Origin of the sequence: Stenotrophomonas acidaminiphila (assembly GCF_014109845.1) — a bacterium.
Taxonomy (GTDB): Bacteria; Pseudomonadota; Gammaproteobacteria; order Xanthomonadales; family Xanthomonadaceae; genus Stenotrophomonas; species Stenotrophomonas acidaminiphila.
This window is the reverse complement of record NZ_CP043567.1, coordinates 3,724,409-3,739,153: the sequence shown is the minus strand read 5'-3', so window position 1 is coordinate 3,739,153 and position 14,745 is coordinate 3,724,409. Positions and strand designations below refer to the sequence as shown.

At 61.8% G+C, this 14,745-nt stretch carries 15 protein-coding genes and 2 pseudogenes; 2 read left to right on the top strand and 15 right to left on the bottom strand.

Annotated elements, in window-relative coordinates; genetic code table 11:
* Window positions 1-24: 24 nt before the first annotated feature.
* The 4 genes from rnk to ahpC all read right to left on the bottom strand — a co-directional run bounded on the left by rnk (window position 25) and on the right by ahpC (window position 3,981).
* On the bottom strand, window positions 25-450 hold the full coding sequence (gene rnk, locus F0P95_RS17025) for a nucleoside diphosphate kinase regulator (protein WP_182335216.1): 426 nt from the start codon (window positions 448-450) through the stop codon (window positions 25-27).
* 198 nt (window positions 451-648) lie between these two features.
* A complete protein-coding gene (locus F0P95_RS17020) occupies window positions 649-1,554 on the bottom strand; it encodes a LysR substrate-binding domain-containing protein (protein WP_182335215.1) in 906 nt (301 codons plus the stop codon).
* A 97-nt stretch (window positions 1,555-1,651) separates the two neighbouring features.
* Window positions 1,652-3,244, bottom strand: a complete 1,593-nt coding sequence (gene ahpF / locus F0P95_RS17015; RefSeq protein WP_182335214.1) for an alkyl hydroperoxide reductase subunit F — start codon at window positions 3,242-3,244, stop codon at window positions 1,652-1,654.
* Window positions 3,245-3,417: 173 nt separating this feature from the next.
* Complete coding sequence (ahpC, locus tag F0P95_RS17010) at window positions 3,418-3,981, bottom strand: alkyl hydroperoxide reductase subunit C (protein ID WP_054667503.1); 564 nt, start codon at window positions 3,979-3,981, stop codon at window positions 3,418-3,420.
* Between the two features lie 304 nt (window positions 3,982-4,285).
* Between ahpC and prmC the strand changes: the two genes are divergently transcribed.
* On the top strand, window positions 4,286-5,134 hold the full coding sequence (prmC, locus tag F0P95_RS17005; protein ID WP_269150858.1) for a peptide chain release factor N(5)-glutamine methyltransferase: 849 nt from the start codon (window positions 4,286-4,288) through the stop codon (window positions 5,132-5,134).
* Between the two features lie 253 nt (window positions 5,135-5,387).
* The gene (locus tag F0P95_RS17000; protein WP_161615261.1) at window positions 5,388-5,609 is read left to right on the top strand and encodes a SymE family type I addiction module toxin; all 222 of its coding nucleotides are present in this window, start codon (window positions 5,388-5,390) and stop codon (window positions 5,607-5,609) included.
* 112 nt (window positions 5,610-5,721) lie between these two features.
* Here F0P95_RS17000 and F0P95_RS16995 read toward each other — a convergent pair whose 3' ends face one another.
* From F0P95_RS16995 to gdhA, 11 genes and pseudogenes are all read right to left on the bottom strand, one after another.
* On the bottom strand, window positions 5,722-6,402 hold the full coding sequence (locus F0P95_RS16995; RefSeq protein WP_182335213.1) for a hypothetical protein: 681 nt from the start codon (window positions 6,400-6,402) through the stop codon (window positions 5,722-5,724).
* Between the two features lie 61 nt (window positions 6,403-6,463).
* Window positions 6,464-7,738, bottom strand: a complete 1,275-nt coding sequence (locus F0P95_RS16990) for an AAA family ATPase (protein ID WP_182335212.1) — start codon at window positions 7,736-7,738, stop codon at window positions 6,464-6,466.
* Between the two features lie 101 nt (window positions 7,739-7,839).
* Window positions 7,840-8,148: a hypothetical protein gene (locus F0P95_RS16985; RefSeq protein ID WP_182335211.1), complete on the bottom strand. Its 309-nt coding sequence runs from the start codon at window positions 8,146-8,148 to the stop codon at window positions 7,840-7,842.
* 245 nt (window positions 8,149-8,393) lie between these two features.
* Window positions 8,394-8,984 (bottom strand): annotated as a pseudogene (locus tag F0P95_RS16980) (dehydrogenase family protein); the annotation flags it as partial.
* Between the two features lie 63 nt (window positions 8,985-9,047).
* Window positions 9,048-9,215, bottom strand: a pseudogene (locus F0P95_RS16975) (transposase); the annotation flags it as partial.
* A 124-nt stretch (window positions 9,216-9,339) separates the two neighbouring features.
* Window positions 9,340-9,756 carry a hypothetical protein gene (locus F0P95_RS16970; RefSeq protein ID WP_182335210.1) on the bottom strand — a complete coding sequence of 139 codons (417 nt, stop codon included), beginning with the start codon at window positions 9,754-9,756 and terminating at the stop codon, window positions 9,340-9,342.
* Window positions 9,757-9,806: 50 nt separating this feature from the next.
* On the bottom strand, window positions 9,807-10,040 hold the full coding sequence (locus F0P95_RS16965) for a hypothetical protein (RefSeq protein WP_054667492.1): 234 nt from the start codon (window positions 10,038-10,040) through the stop codon (window positions 9,807-9,809).
* 1,151 nt (window positions 10,041-11,191) lie between these two features.
* The gene (locus F0P95_RS16955) at window positions 11,192-11,410 is read right to left on the bottom strand and encodes a hypothetical protein (RefSeq protein ID WP_182335208.1); all 219 of its coding nucleotides are present in this window, start codon (window positions 11,408-11,410) and stop codon (window positions 11,192-11,194) included.
* Window positions 11,411-11,477: 67 nt separating this feature from the next.
* On the bottom strand, window positions 11,478-11,864 hold the full coding sequence (locus F0P95_RS16950; protein WP_182335207.1) for a hypothetical protein: 387 nt from the start codon (window positions 11,862-11,864) through the stop codon (window positions 11,478-11,480).
* An 849-nt stretch (window positions 11,865-12,713) separates the two neighbouring features.
* Complete coding sequence (locus F0P95_RS16945) at window positions 12,714-13,034, bottom strand: hypothetical protein (RefSeq protein WP_182335206.1); 321 nt, start codon at window positions 13,032-13,034, stop codon at window positions 12,714-12,716.
* 293 nt (window positions 13,035-13,327) lie between these two features.
* A complete protein-coding gene (gdhA, locus tag F0P95_RS16940) occupies window positions 13,328-14,677 on the bottom strand; it encodes an NADP-specific glutamate dehydrogenase (protein ID WP_182335205.1) in 1,350 nt (449 codons plus the stop codon).
* Window positions 14,678-14,745 lie beyond the last annotated feature (68 nt).

Below are 14,745 nucleotides of genomic sequence, written 5' to 3'. Positions count from 1 at the left end.
TGTTGCGGGGCCGGCGCACGGCGCTCAGCGGTGGAAATCGCCCGCGGCTTCGGGCTGGTAGTGGACGGCGGTCACGCGCAGGCGCAGTTGGCGGCCACCGGGGGCGGTCCAGTCGATGGTCTGGCCCACGGACAGGCCCAGCAGGGCGCTGCCCACCGGCGCGAGCACCGAGACACGGCCCTTGTCGAAATCCGCCTCGTGCGGATAGACCAGGGTCAGGGAATGTTGTTCGTCGTGCAGTTCGTCCACGCAGTCCACGCGCGAATGCATGGTGACGATGCCTGCGGGGATGTCCTCCGGCGGCAGCACCTGCGCGCGTTCGAGCTCCTGGGACAGGGCGACGGCGGCCGGGTGCCGGCTCAGGGCCGGGGAATCGAGCATGGCCTCGAGGCGGGCCATGTCACGGCTGGAGACGACGATCGATGGCGGCAGGCCGCTGTTGGTCGGCATGGAAAAAACTCCTGCAATTGTTGAGAGACATGCAAAAGGCGGCGCCAATCCGGCACCGCCCGGGGCCTATTGTGCGGGGATTGTGAAACGGAAGCGACCCACCCCGATCATGGGGGCGGGGCGACGGCGTTGCAATGTGTCCGCGGCACCGGTTCAGGCGCGCGCGGGCGCTGCCGCAGGCCGCACCGGCGGCCCGGCTCAGAGCGCCAGCAGATCCGGTGGCAGGCGCTGGAACAGGCCGGCCAGCTGCTGCAGGAAATCGCCCATCGCCGAGCTGCGGCGCCAGACCATGGCGATGCGCCGGCTGGGCGCGTCGTCGCCGGCAAAGCCCAGCAGGCGGATGTCCTGCGAGCGCGCCACCGGCGGCTTCACCGCCAGCATCGGCAGCAGGGTGACGCCGACGTTGGCCGCCACCATCTGCCGCAGCGTTTCCAGGCTGGTGGCCTGGAATTCGGATTTCTCCAGCGCCCCGGCCAGGTGGCAGACGTCCAGCGCCTGGTCGCGCAGGCAGTGGCCGTCCTGCAGCAGCAGCAGGCGCTGGTCGGCCAGGTCGGCCATGCGCAGCGTGGAGTGCGCGGCCAGCGGGTGGCCTTCGGGCGCGGCCAGCACGAACGGCTCCTCGAACAGGAACTCGGTATGCAGCTGTTCGTCGTGCAGCGGCAGCGCCAGCAGCGCCGCATCGAGCTGGCCATTGCGCAGCTGGGTCAGCAATACGTCGCTCTTTTCCTCCACCAGCAGCAGTTCCAGCTGCGGGAAGCGCGCGCGGATCGCCGGCACCACGTGCGGCAGCAGGTACGGCCCCAGCGTGGGAAAAATGCCCAGGCGCACGGTGCCGGCCTCGGGGTCGCGGCTGCGGCGCGCGGCCTCCTTGAGCTGCTCGACTTCGGCCACGATGCCGCGCGCACGCGCCGCGGCCTCGCGCCCGGCCGGGGTCAGCATGACCTTGCGCGGCGCGCGCTCCACCAGCGGCACGCCCAGCTCCTCCTCCAGCTTCTTGATCTGGGTGGACAGCGTGGGCTGGCTGACGAAGCACGCCGCCGCGGCGCGGCCGAAGTGCTTGTGCTCGGCCAGCGCCACCAGGTATTTGAGGTCACGCAGGTTCATCGGGTTGGCCTCGCAACGGCGGACGGGGGCACGGGGGCGGCGCAGCCGGCCGCCGCGCCTGTGGCGATGCCGCCGGGCGGGCCGGCGGCATCGGGGCTCAGGCGGTCTCGGCCACCGCCGCGGACGGCTGCGGCGCCGGGCTGCGGATCAGGTGGTCGAAGGCGCTCAGCGCCGCGGTGGAACCGGCACCCATCGCAATGATGATCTGCTTGTACGGCACCGTGGTGCAGTCGCCGGCGGCGAACACGCCCGGCACGCTGGTCTGGCCGCGCTCGTCGATGACGATCTCGCCGCGCGGGCTCAGCTCCACCGTGCCACGCAGCCACTCGGTGTTCGGCAGCAGGCCGATCTGCACGAAGATGCCTTCCAGTTCCACCCGGTGCGAATCGCCGCCGACGCGGTCGGTGTAGACCAGGCCGCTGACCTTCTGGCCGTCGCCCAGCACCTCGGTGGTCTGCGCGTTGAGCACCACGGTCACGTTGGGCAGGCTGTGCAGCTTGGCCTGCAGCACCTGGTCGGCGCGCAGCTTGCTGTCGAACTCGAACACGGTGACGTGGCTGACGATGCCGGCCAGGTCGATGGCCGCCTCGACGCCGGAATTGCCGCCGCCGATCACCGCCACGCGCTTGCCCTTGAACAGCGGGCCGTCGCAGTGCGGGCAGTAGGCCACGCCCTTGTTGCGGTACGCATCCTCGCCGGGCACGTTCATCTGCCGCCAGCGCGCACCGGTGGACAGGATCACCGACTTCGACTTCAGCGACGCGCCGTTCTCCAGCTGCACCTCCACCAGGCCATCGGCACCGGCCGGCACCAGCTTGGTGGCGCGCTGCAGGTTCATGATGTCCACCTCGTACTCGCGCACGTGCTGCTCCAGCGCCGCGGCCAGCTTCGGGCCTTCGGTGTACTGCACCGAAATGAAATTCTCGATGGCCATGGTGTCCAGCACCTGGCCGCCGAAGCGCTCGGCCGCCACGCCGGTGCGGATGCCCTTGCGCGCGGCGTAGATCGCCGCGGCCGCGCCGGCCGGGCCGCCGCCCACCACCAGCACGTCGAACGGGTCCTTGGCGGCGATCTTCGCCGCTTCGCGCCTGGCCGCGCCGGTATCCAGCCGCGCCAGGATCTGCTCCAGGGTCATGCGCCCGGAGTCGAACATCTCGCCGCCCTGGAACACCATCGGCACCGCCATCACCTGGCGCTGCTCCACTTCCTGCTGGAACGCGCCGCCCTCGATCACCGTGGTGCTGATCTTCGGGTTGACGATGGCCATCAGCGCCAGCGCCTGCACCACGTCCGGGCAGTTGTGGCAGGTCAGCGACATGTACACCTCGAAGGCGAACTCGCCGTCCACCGCCTTGATGCCGTCGATCACCTCCTGCGCCACCTTCGGCGGGTGGCCGCCGGTCCACAGCAGGGTCAGCACCAGCGATTCGAATTCGTGGCCCAGCGGCAGGCCGGCAAAGCGCACGCCGTGGCTTTCGCCCTCGCGGGCGATCACGAACGACGGCCGGCGCGCATCGCTGCCCGTGGTGTCCAGGGTGATCTTGCCGTTGCCGGCGGCGACGATGTCCGCCAGCAGGCTGCGCATGTCGGTGCTGGCGGCGCTGTCGTCGAGCGAGGCGATCAGCCGCAGCGGCTGGCGCAGCAGGCCCATGTACTGCTGCAACTGGGTCTTGAGGGTGTCGTCGAGCACGGCGCAACTCCTTGTTCGAGGCAAAACGGGGGGAGGACGCGGTTGCCAGGGCAACCCGCCGGGAAAGTAGGGGTGAACCGAAACCGCGCCTGGCGGGCAGAACCACGGGCTGGCGCGACGCGGCTTCGGTTCACCCCCACGCCCGCCAGGGCGGGGTGGGAGTGAGGGGCGGCTTAGATCTTGCCGACCAGGTCCAGCGACGGGGTCAGGGTCTTCTCGCCTTCCTTCCACTTGGCCGGGCACACTTCGTTCGGGTGCGCGGCGGTGAACTGGGCGGCCTTGAGCTTGCGCAGGGTCTCGGACACGTCACGGGCGATCTCGTTGGAATGGATCTCCATGGTCTTGATCACGCCTTCCGGGTTGATCACGAAGGTGCCGCGCAGGGCCAGGCCTTCTTCCGGAATGTGCACGCCGAAGGCGTTGGTCAGCTGGTGGGTCGGGTCGCCGACCAGCGGGAACTTCGCCTTGCCCACGGCCGGCGAGGTCTCGTGCCACACCTTGTGCGAGAAGTGGGTGTCGGTGGTGACGATGTAGACCTCGGTGCCCGCCTTCTGGAACTCGGCGTAATGCTCGGCCGCGTCTTCGATCTCGGTCGGGCAATTGAAGGTGAAGGCCGCCGGCATGAAGATCAGCACCGACCACTTGCCCTTCAGGCTTTCCTCGGTGACTTCGATGAACTTGCCGTTGTGGAAGGCGTTGGCCTTGAACGGCTGGACCTGGGTATTGATAAGGGACATGGAACTTCCTCTTGGTTGAAGGGACGGGTGGTGAACCGTGGAGTACAGGCTAATAGGCAGTGCCTAATAAAACAAATGAATTGAATGCATCGCATCAATAGATATTGGCTATTGATCCGGCCCCGCCAGCGGGCCCTGACCCCGATATCGGGCGCTTTTCCGGCTTTCCAAGCCAGCGGCTGGCCAAAACCTGAACGGGCGGCATAGGCAGGCTCGATCCCGGGCCGGTACCGCCGCGGTAGGCAGCGGCAGGCCGGGTGACTATCCTCCCGGTCCCGGAAACATCCCGCGAAGAGGTAGTGAAGTGTCCACCCCCCAGGTTGCCGCGCTGTTGCGGGAAGGCGCCGCCAGGCTGCCCGGCGAGGACGCCCGGCACGAGGCCGAACAGCTGCTGCTGCACGTGCTGGGCGTGGACCGCGCCTGGCTGTTCGCCCACGCCACCGACCCGGTGGACGACGACGCCTGCCAGCGCTTCGAACTGCTGCTGCAGCGCCGCGCCGAAGGCCACCCGCTGGCCTACCTCACCGGCCGCCGCGGCTTCTGGACCCTGGACCTGCAGGTCAACGTCGCCACCCTGATCCCGCGCCCGGAAACCGAGCTGCTGGTGGAACAGGCACTGGCGCGGCTGCCGCCCGGGCACATGGCGCGCGTCGCCGACCTGGGCACTGGCAGCGGCGCCATCGCCCTGTCCATCGCCAGCGAACGCCCGCTGGCCACGGTGATGGCCACCGACCTGCTCGGCCCCACCCTGGCCGTGGCGGTGAAGAACGCCCAGGCCCACGGCCTGGACAACGTGTGGTTCCGCCGAGGCCACTGGTACGCCGCGCTGGGTGTGGACCGCTTCGACATGATCGTCAGCAACCCGCCCTACATCGCCGCCGGTGACCCGCACCTGCAGCAGGGCGACCTGCGCTTCGAACCGCCCCCGGCGCTGGCCTCCGGCGCCGACGGCCTGGACGCCATCCGCGAAATCATCGCCGGCGCCCCCGATCACCTCGTCCCCGGCGGCTGGCTGCTGCTGGAACACGGCTGGGACCAGGGCCCGGCGATCCGCGCGCTGCTGGAGCAGGGCGGCTTCGACGAGGTGGAAACCGTGCAGGACCTGGAGCAGCGGGATCGGGTAACCCTGGGGCGGCTGCGGGGGATTTCCTGACGTTGACCTCGCTCGGGTGCGGTGATCAGATCGCCACAGGTGCTCAACACACCTTTACTAGGCGGTCGCCGCGCCCGAAAGCCATGCGGCTTTGTTTTTATGCCATGGTTCAAACCTATGGCCGGGCGGCGCGCAGCTATAAAACACCCGAAAGGGAAAATCTGCGGGCGGGCCTAGTACCGTGTTGAAGCGCCTGGCCGCCTCTCTCAACAGGAGGCGGCGTTGATCATTCAACGAATACTAGGAGATCGTCATGACCAAGCAGGTCGGAACCCCGCTCAAATCACGCACCCTGAAAGTCGGCTGCCAGTACTACGAAAGCCGCGCCAAGGAAAAGGACCGCCGCTTCAAGCCCCGGCAGGTGCCCTACCTGCGACTGTGCGGCGACTGGCTGGAGGCCGCAGGCCTCAAAGTCGGCCAGAACGCGCGGGTGATAGTGACCAGGAGGGGCATCGTGATTGCTGCTGACGAATGACTGAGCTGGGTTCCCGCCAAGTGCCCCAGGTATTTCCCCAGATGATGACCCTGTTGCGCCTCGTCATCTGAGTTAGGTCGTGCTACGAAGCGGCTTTGGCTCAAATGAATTGCTAAACACTTCCGCCGGAGATTCTGAACTTAGGCTCGCCATAAGATCCAAAAAGCACATCTTCGGTAGCGTCCTCCAAAACATTGTCGTAGAGCTTGTAGTCAGTAAACCCAAGATCTCGTGCGAGTATCAAGACTTGCTCCAGCACCTCTCGCGAGAGATGTTTTGATATTGCCAGAGTTCTAAACGGCGGCGGCTCCTTGCCGCCGAACATCGAATAGCTAAGCACCCCAGTTTGAGCTAGTTTATTGGAGATGGCTTCTATGTCTTCTAGATATTTGCAGACGCCGTAGCTGAGGCCCTTAAGAGTGGTGTGCGAGTCAGGAGATGGCGCCACTCGGTTTTCTATTTCGCTAATTTTTTGTGCAATTGTTACAACTTTCACTCCGTCATTGGAAATAGTTAGGGTCTGATTTGTCTTGCTGCTTAGATAGGTCGAATAGTAAGAATCTTCTTGAAGCTCGGGTCTAAATTTAGTCTGAAGAACAAACAGGGCTATGAGGAAAATCGGAACGTTCGTAATGGCAGCGACTGTTAGGGCCCTCATCTCCCATGAATCAACGGGGAGTCGGGTGACTGTAAAAAGAAATGTGGCATTGATTGAAAATAGACCGGCTAACCAAGCAGCTAGGAGCTGGATCGGCTTGGTTATTCTCTCGGGCCTAATATGTGAATCTGTCATGTCGAATGCTTGGCGCTTGAGTTAGGTCGAGCCGTGGAGAGGCCTCGGCTTGAGAGAATGGTTAGATGTCGTTATCTTTGTCCCCAGTCTTTCGCTCGTATGGCCGCGCGGCTGCGTACGCCTTGAACAAACTATCAGTAAATTGGTAGTATCGATCTCTTGAGCGTTCAAGAACATTGCCGTATTTCTCGCTCGCAAGTTGCCCTACATAAACGGAAATTGCACTTGGATCGATATTCAACTCCCTTGCAATATCCCCATAAAGGTTGGTGGTATAAACTTCGTCTGCATCGACGCTAGCGAACTTTTTCAAGATATGCTCGCGAGTGTAGCTATGGCCTACAGCTTTCTTGTACGCGGCCTCTTGGATTGGTGCCGATCCTTTGAAAGCAATGTCCGCCAGCGCTTCTCTCGCGATTGCCTCAGTAACGACATCAGTTCGCTGTGATATCGCTCGTAATAGAGCATGTTTCCCGACTAGGTGTACGTAGAATGGATGGCCACGAGCGATAGTGGTGATCCAGGTAATTGCTGCGAGCTCGAAAGAATACTTGTTGTTGAGTGCGGCCATTGCTCGGGAGATAATTTCGGCCAATTCATCTCCGTCCATTGGTGGAACAAAAATGGTTCCGTCAGCAATCTGTCTCGCTACGGATTCATGATCGGAGATGAGTTCACGGACGTCCGAGGCTACGCCTACTAAAGCAAAGGTAATTTTCTCTGGCCCTAATGCCTTTATGATGGAGGCAATTCCACTTTTGTCGGAAATCCGATCAAACTCATCGATTACGATCAAAACTCCGTCCGCAGCAACGCCGCTTGAGACGATTTGACGGCATGCATTGATGAAAGTTGATGTAACCTCTGCCTGAATCTCCGTTTTTCGCTCAGTTATTGAGCCAGAGAGCTTTCCGGAAAGTTCGATCACTTTTACACCGAGCTTTCCGCCTCCTTCTTGTGAGCTTGTTCTTTCGGAAACCTTAAATGGAATCCAAGGGGCGAGCGCTTGCTCATCAGTGAGTAGGCGTAGACACAGCTTTTCTACATTTGTAACGCTGTCATCGCATGTAACATAGATGGGTAGGTAGTCAAACTTGCTGTGTGGCGCCGTTGCGAGGCGAGAGATCGCGGCTTCATCATTTATCGCAATCTGTGCAAGCACCCGCGACAGTGATGATTTTCCAATACCTCGTTGGCCATAAAGTACGATCTGTGCACCGTCGGACTGCAGCGCCGCCGCAAGCGAGTCGAGGGTCGCAGCCCTGCCTGCGAAACGATCAATGTCTTGTACTTCTCTAGCTGGTGTAAACGCATTATGTGGCGTGATTTCTGTCACAAATCCCCTTCCCCTGGTGGTTTGTATAATGCTTAACGCTTAAATTAAACCGAACCGCGAAGCGGGTTCGGTTTGAATAGATTGTTAGGCAGCAAGACGAGTTACTTCTTAGCCGCCTTCTTGGCCGCCTTCTTTGCGGTGGTGCTTGGGTGAGTTGCTGCCGTTATTGCAGCTTTGAGCTTAGCAGTCGTTTCCTTTAGCTGCGCATCTTTGACTTTCACCTGCGCCTTCGCCGACGCAACGTCAGCTTTGAGCTTGGCGTTCTGGGCCAAAAGCTTCTTCTCGCGAAGGGTGTAGTTACCGTCACCTGGTTTCTTGGGCATTTCTTCTTTCCCCTGATGTGTGGATGAAGCGAGCGATTGTTCTTGCTGCCTAACACTTAATTCGGCCGCCATCACGGCGTTGCCCAAGTGTCACCCTTTATGACGCCAATGTGAAGATGTGGTGATGCCTAAAAGACCAATGGCTTGGAAGGGGTGAGGGGTGTGGTGCGGTCCCGAGGCCGAGGGAAAACGCCGCGCGTTTGCGGCCATATCGGTTACACCCCCCGAATTGCTCGGCATAACGCAAGCACTCAAGCGCTTGAAGGGATGATTTGCTTTGACCGGGACCGGCGGCGTCCCTTCTTCCGACCAGAAGAAGGGGCCGGCAAACCTCAATACAACCCCTGCGCCAACATCGCATCGGCCACTTTCACGAACCCCGCGATATTCGCGCCATCGACATAGTTGACGCTGCCATCCGTACGTTTGCCATGCTGCACGCAGTTGGCGTGGATTTCTTTCATGATCACGTGCAGGCGTTCGTCCACGTCGGCGTGGCGCCAGGACAGGCGCAGGGCGTTCTGGCTCATTTCCAGGCCGGAGGTGGCGACGCCGCCGGCGTTGCTGGCCTTGCCGGGGGCGTACAGGGTGCCTGCCTGCAGGAAGATGTCCACCGCTTCCAGGGTGGAGGGCATGTTGGCGCCTTCGGCCACGCACAGGGCGCCGTTGTGCACGAGGGTGCGGGCGTCGGTTTCGTCCAGTTCGTTCTGGGTGGCGCAGGGCAGGGCGATGTCGGCCGGAATGTGCCAGGGGCGGCGGCCTTCGAGGAATTCGAAGCGTTTGTCGCCGGCCAGTTCGGACAGGCGGCCGCGGCGTTCGTTCTTCAGCGCCATCACGTCCTGCATCGCCTGTTCGTCGAAGCCGTCGCGGGCGTAGAGGGTGCCGCCGGAGTCGGAGAAGGTGAGCACCTTGCCGCCGAGTTCGGCTGCCTTGAGTAGCGGGGCTCTCTAGAGTCCGGGTTTCATCGTAGTGGCTTTGGCCGCCAGTTTGAGTCGCTTGGCCTCCGGCACGCTCATGCCGCAGAACTTGCTGCGCCGCGGATGGTAAGAGGCCTCACTGAACCCGTGTCGGCGGCAAAGTTCCTTCCCCGCCACGCCAACTTCGGCGTGACGCAGGAAGCCAATGATCTGCTCTTCGGTAGACCGCTTCTTCACATCCAATCTATCTATCGTTCGGGATTGACTTCAAATCAACCTGCTACTCAAAGCCGAGAGGGTGTTGAGGGCCTAATGCTAGAGTTAAATCAAGCTGCGAAGCGGGTTCGGCTTGAATGAATTGTTAGGCCCCATCTGGGGCGGCCCTTTTTGAGCGCCATGCAGCCAGGGCTTGAATGACGTACTGCAGCCTGGCGACCTGCTCTTGGGAGAGTGGCGCACGCTTAGTCTTGCGGAGTATGGACTCAAACATGTAGCCAGACCGGAAGAAATAGGGACGAACCTCAAGGAAGCAGATGGCAGCCTCCATAGAATCGGGGTCACCAGCCACGATGCGGTCCAGCGCCCCTTCGAAGCCGCCGGGAAACGCCAGTTCGTTGTATCTAGAGTGGAAGATCTCACACGCACGCTCCCATTCGCGGCGTTTGTCAGGGCTTCGATCCCGCTGTGCGAATGTCTCATGCACGCGCGAGTGCAGCCGCGTGACCTCTTCGGCGTTTGATTGAATCAGCAGCTTGAGGTGGTCTGAGGGATGGGGCATAACGCCTGAGTTAAGCCGCGCCGCGAAGCGGCGTCGGCTTGAATGAAGTGTCAGGCGGCTGCCCCGCGCTGTATGAGGACAAGATCATCAGCTGTCTCCGCCGTGTAGTGCACCAGCCCGCCAAAGTCAGTATCCACCATGATGCCAGCGCCGAGATACGCCCAGCCTTCCTCGCCCGGCAAGTACTCGTTTGTGTCCATTGAGGCGATAACTCGGCCGCGGTACTGCGTGTCGATCTGAACGACGTCTCCGGGCTCTATATCTGTGCCATCCTCATATTTCATGCTGCCACCTAACGCCTGAATTAAGCCGACCCGCGAAGCGGGTTTGGCTTGAATGAATTGTTAGGCCTCAGCAGAGAACGCGGGCTTGGGGCACGCATTTCCTGCGGCGGCCAAGGAAGCCAAAGTTGCCGTATTGGTAGCTCGAAGTTCATGGATGCGCTCAGCAGACGGCTGTAGCCCCTCCTCAGAGTTCTCGACGGTCCGCACAGAGACCTGGATCTTACCGCACTGAACCGACCCAGTGCCCGATACTTTGCCAAAGCCGGGGATGTAATGAGTACCCCACCCGTCATACACTGAAAGCAACTCCGGAGGCTGACTGGAGCCAGCAGGTGCGACGAGAGCAAACATGAGCAGTGTGGCTAGAGCGAAACTTCCCATGAGGCCTAACGCCTATTCGGCCGCCTAATCGCGACGTTGCCCGAGTGTCCCGCTTTCTGGCGCTATTGTGAAGATGCGGTGATGCCAGGAATATCAGTGGCTTGGAAGGAGTGAGCGGTGTGGTGCGGTCCCGAGGCCGACAGTAAACGCCGCGCGTTTGCGGCCATATCGGTTACACCCCGAGTTGCTCGGCATAACGCAAGCGCTAAGCGAAGAATCCGTGGTGGTCGCACGCCCGTCCGCGTGGCTCTGTGCATGGCGATGTTATCCGCGGTGCGCCGGGAACCGATGATGAGAGCGCACTACCAGCAATTGCGGGAGCGAGGGAGGCTGACCAAGGTCACGCTGGTGGCCCGCATGCGCATGCTGCTGACGATAATAAATGCGCGGCGCCGTGACGAACTGAGGGCCGTGGCAGCCATGGCGACTTGACTACTCATCGGAAGACAGTTGCTGATTAAGCCGCGTCGCGCCGCGCCGCAAAGCGGCGTCGGCTTGAATGAACTTTCTAGACCTCAGCCTTGTTCGATGAATGCACAAGTCCGGCAGCCTCCAAGAACAGATCGCGAGCAATTCCCTGGGCATCCGGAAGGCTGATTGCCGAACGCCCATAGGCGCGATGGGCATGCTCCGCAACACCTTTCGGAAGCCTCCGATCCAGTGGCCAATTGTCACAGATGTAGCGAGCTACAGCCTGCTAACGCCTGAGTCAAGCCATGCCGAGAAGTGGCATCTGCTTGAGTGAAATGTTAGGCAACACCACCGATTTGCTATTTGCCATACCGAGCGACCAAGGATGACCTGGCTGCTGCAAGCTGCGTCAGGTAGTCGGATGCAAATGGTGCGATCAGCTGCTTCTCCAAGCTGGCAAGGATTACACCTAAGGCATGCGCCTCTGCTGTGTCCACAATTGCTGTGAGCTTGCCAGAAGTCAGCAACTCGAATAACACCAGTGCCTCATCGTCAGGCAGTTGAACTTGGGTCGCCATAACTCTCCCTGCCGCCTACGCCGGAACTATGCCGCATTGCGGTAGCAGCGTCGGCTTGAGTGAATTGTCAGGCCCGTGCGCTGCCAAACGGAACGAGCCGATCTACGGGCGGCAGGGCATCTGGAGTGCTCTGGCCGTCAACTGACCACAAGTCTAGCCCAGCAAGAAGGCCATCCTGCTCAAACACAAAGGCGCCGCACAGATGGCCGTGCTCATTGAGCCATTGGTAGTCGGACAGGGTGCGCATTGCGAAGTGCTCAGGGCGTCGGCCACCGATGGAAAGGTCAATGCTGGCGCAGCCACAGCTGCAAAGGCGAGCCACCCGAGCATTCTCCAACTGCTCAATGAACTCGGTGCAATCACCCTCTCCGTGCTCCAGGAGCCAGCGAATCAGTGCACGCTCACCGGAGGTCAGTGCTCTGTCAATTTCAATGTTCGCTGCAGTGTGATTCACGGGTCTAACGCCTGAGTTAAGCCGCGCCACGAAGTGGCGTCGACTTGAATGAGTTGTTAGCCTTCATCCGGGTCTGGCTCACGAGGAAACCGCTCCCAGGGGGCGTCGACGGAATCCCGCCATGCTTGCCAGCCAATGGGGAGGTCAGCTAGCTCTGCCACGCTACTGTCCCGCTGATATGCACAGCCGAGACAAACGACGGCGCCATGAGTGCTGTCATTAGTAGTACCGCAAAGGAACTGCCAATCACCATCATGGTCGTGACTGACCAACAAGACGGGATAACCCTCGTGTAGTACGCGGGTCGTGGTGAATGCAGCCAGGTTCGTCGGCTCCGAGAACGGCCACTCGGATGCTGGGAAGGAATGCGGGTGTTCCGCAACTGTGTCCATGAGGGCTAACACCTGAGTTAAGCCGCGCCGCGAAGCGGCGTCGGCTTGAAGGACTTGTTAGGCCCCGAACCGCTGCACGACCGAGCGGCAGGCTGGAAGTGCTTGTGGCGAGGCCCACGTAATGGCCGACTCTATCTCAGGTTCCAACCTTGCTAAAGCCTCTGGAGCCCAATGTGCGCGGACGTCCCCGATGGGCAGAGCGTCGGTCTCCGATGAAATCGCTGCGAAAGTAAGAAAGTCAGGATCGCGCTCATCAACGTCAACGTCCCAACGCAGCGATGCGAGAGCATGGCAGCCCTCCAGTAGATGGATCCGCCCAGCCAAGATGCCTGAGCAGATCTCAACGGCCTTGGCTCGGGTGGCCTGGATGTGTTGCTCGCGGCTCACGTGATCCATCAGAGGGGCCTAACGCCTGAATTAAGCCGCGCCGCGAAGCGGCGTCGGCTTGAATGAGTTGTTAGACGCCAAGCTTGCGTTTTGCTTTAGATGGCAAGCTCTGTAGCAAATATGGGAATCGCCTAAGAATGTCGATCAACTTAGACGAAGCGTCATTTCTGTGCTCTAACGCAGAGCCAAAGCTCTCAGAGTGACTACTCATATGGCGGTTGAATCGCTCTTGCGCTTCTTCGCGAGTAAGCCCCATCTCTTGCAAGCTCTGCATGAACGACATGTATGACATCTGGAGGTAGCTCCAGTTTTGATGTTCGAGACCTACCCGTTCTTCGGCCTGCTCGAAATCAACCAGCGCGGCGCTGAGTTCTGCTTCTTCCGGTGTCATTAGCTTCTCCTTGGCATCTAACGCCTATTCGGCCGCCTAATCGCGGCGCTGTCCAAGTGTCCCGCTTTCTGGTGCTGATGTGAAGATGCGGTGATGCCAAGAATATCGATGACTTGGAAGGAGCGAGGGGCGGCCCCGAGGCCGACGGTAGACACCGCGCGTTTGCGGCCATATCGGTTACACCCCGAATTTTTCGGCATAACGCAAGCGCTCAGGCCCTTGAAGGGATGAGCTGCTTGAACTGGATATCGACGGTGTCCCTCCTTCCGATCAGAAGAATGGACCAGCAATCCTCAATACAACCCCTGCGCCAACACCGCATCGGCCACCTTCACGAACCCGGCGATATTCGCGCCATCGACATAGTTGACGCTGCCGTCGGCGCGTTTGCCATGCTGTACGCAGTTGGCGTGGATCTCCTTCATGATCACGTGCAGGCGTTCGTCCACGTCGGCGTGGCGCCAGGACAGGCGCAATGCGTTCTGGCTCATTTCCAGGCCGGAGGTGGCGACGCCGCCGGCGTTGCTGGCCTTGCCGGGGGCGTACAGGGTGCCGGCCTGCAGGAACACGTCCACCGCTTCCAGGGTGGAGGGCATGTTGGCGCCTTCGGCCACGCACAGGGCGCCGTTGTGCACGAGGGTGCGGGCGTCGTTCTCGTCCAGTTCGTTCTGGGTGGCGCAGGGCAGGGCGATGTCGGCCGGGATGTGCCAGGGGCGGCGGCCTTCGAGGAACTCGAAGCGCTTGTCGCCGGCCAGTTCGGCCAGGCGGCCGCGGCGTTCGTTCTTCAGCGCCATCACGTCCTGCATGGCCTGTTCGTCGAAGCCGTCGCGGGCGTAGAGGGTGCCGCCGGAGTCGGAGAAGGTGAGCACCTTGCCGCCGAGTTCGGCGGCCTTGAGCGCGGCGAACTGGGCGACGTTGCCGGAGCCGGAGATCAGCACCCTGGCGCCGTGGGTTTCGCGGCGGGCGTGGTGCAGCATCTGTTCGACGAAGTACACGGTGCCGTAGCCGGTGGCTTCCGGGCGCATCAGGCTGCCGCCGTAGGCCAGGCCCTTGCCGGTGAACACGCAGGCGGCGTCGTTGCTGAGTTTCTTCATCATGCCGGCCATGAAACCGACCTCGCGCGCGCCCACGCCGATGTCGCCGGCCGGCACGTCGGTGTCCGCGCCGAGGTGGCGGTACAGCTCCAGCATCAGCGCCTGGCAGAAGCGCATCACCTCGCCCTCGCTCTTGCCCTTGGGGTCGAAGTCCGCGCCGCCCTTGCCGCCGCCCATGGGCAGGGTGGTGAGGGCGTTCTTGAAGGTCTGCTCGAAGGCCAGGAATTTCAGGATCGACAGGTTCACCGAGGGGTGGAAGCGCATGCCGCCCTTGAACGGGCCGATGGCCGCGCTGTGCTGCACGCGGAAGGCGCGGTTGACGTGGGTGCGGCCGCTGTCGTCGGCCCAGGCCACGCGGAACTGGATGACCCGTTCCGGTTCCACCAGGCGTTCGAGCAGGCCATGCCGCGCGTACTGCGGGTGCTGCTGCAGGAACGGCCAGAGGCTTAGGGTGACTTCCTTGACCGCCTGCAGGAACTCGGGCTGGTCAGGGTCGCGGCGGGCGACGTACGCAAGGAACGCGTCGGGACTGCGGTGGTTCAAGGGCATTGCTCCTGAAGGTGGGGAAAGGACAACAACAGGACAGCCATAACGAAAAACGCGGCCCGGGGGCCGCG

Coding starts and splice junctions, on each gene's coding strand:
- F0P95_RS16955 (WP_182335208.1), bottom strand. CDS start 11,410: ATGGCGACCCAAGTTCAACTGCCTGACGATGAGGCACTGGTGTTATTC.
- F0P95_RS17000 (WP_161615261.1), top strand. CDS start 5,388: ATGACCAAGCAGGTCGGAACCCCGCTCAAATCACGCACCCTGAAAGTC.
- F0P95_RS16945 (WP_182335206.1), bottom strand. CDS start 13,034: ATGACACCGGAAGAAGCAGAACTCAGCGCCGCGCTGGTTGATTTCGAG.
- gdhA (WP_182335205.1), bottom strand. CDS start 14,677: ATGCCCTTGAACCACCGCAGTCCCGACGCGTTCCTTGCGTACGTCGCC.
- F0P95_RS17020 (WP_182335215.1), bottom strand. CDS start 1,554: ATGAACCTGCGTGACCTCAAATACCTGGTGGCGCTGGCCGAGCACAAG.
- rnk (WP_182335216.1), bottom strand. CDS start 450: ATGCCGACCAACAGCGGCCTGCCGCCATCGATCGTCGTCTCCAGCCGT.
- ahpC (WP_054667503.1), bottom strand. CDS start 3,981: ATGTCCCTTATCAATACCCAGGTCCAGCCGTTCAAGGCCAACGCCTTC.
- F0P95_RS16965 (WP_054667492.1), bottom strand. CDS start 10,040: ATGAAATATGAGGATGGCACAGATATAGAGCCCGGAGACGTCGTTCAG.
- F0P95_RS16970 (WP_182335210.1), bottom strand. CDS start 9,756: ATGCCCCATCCCTCAGACCACCTCAAGCTGCTGATTCAATCAAACGCC.
- F0P95_RS16995 (WP_182335213.1), bottom strand. CDS start 6,402: ATGACAGATTCACATATTAGGCCCGAGAGAATAACCAAGCCGATCCAG.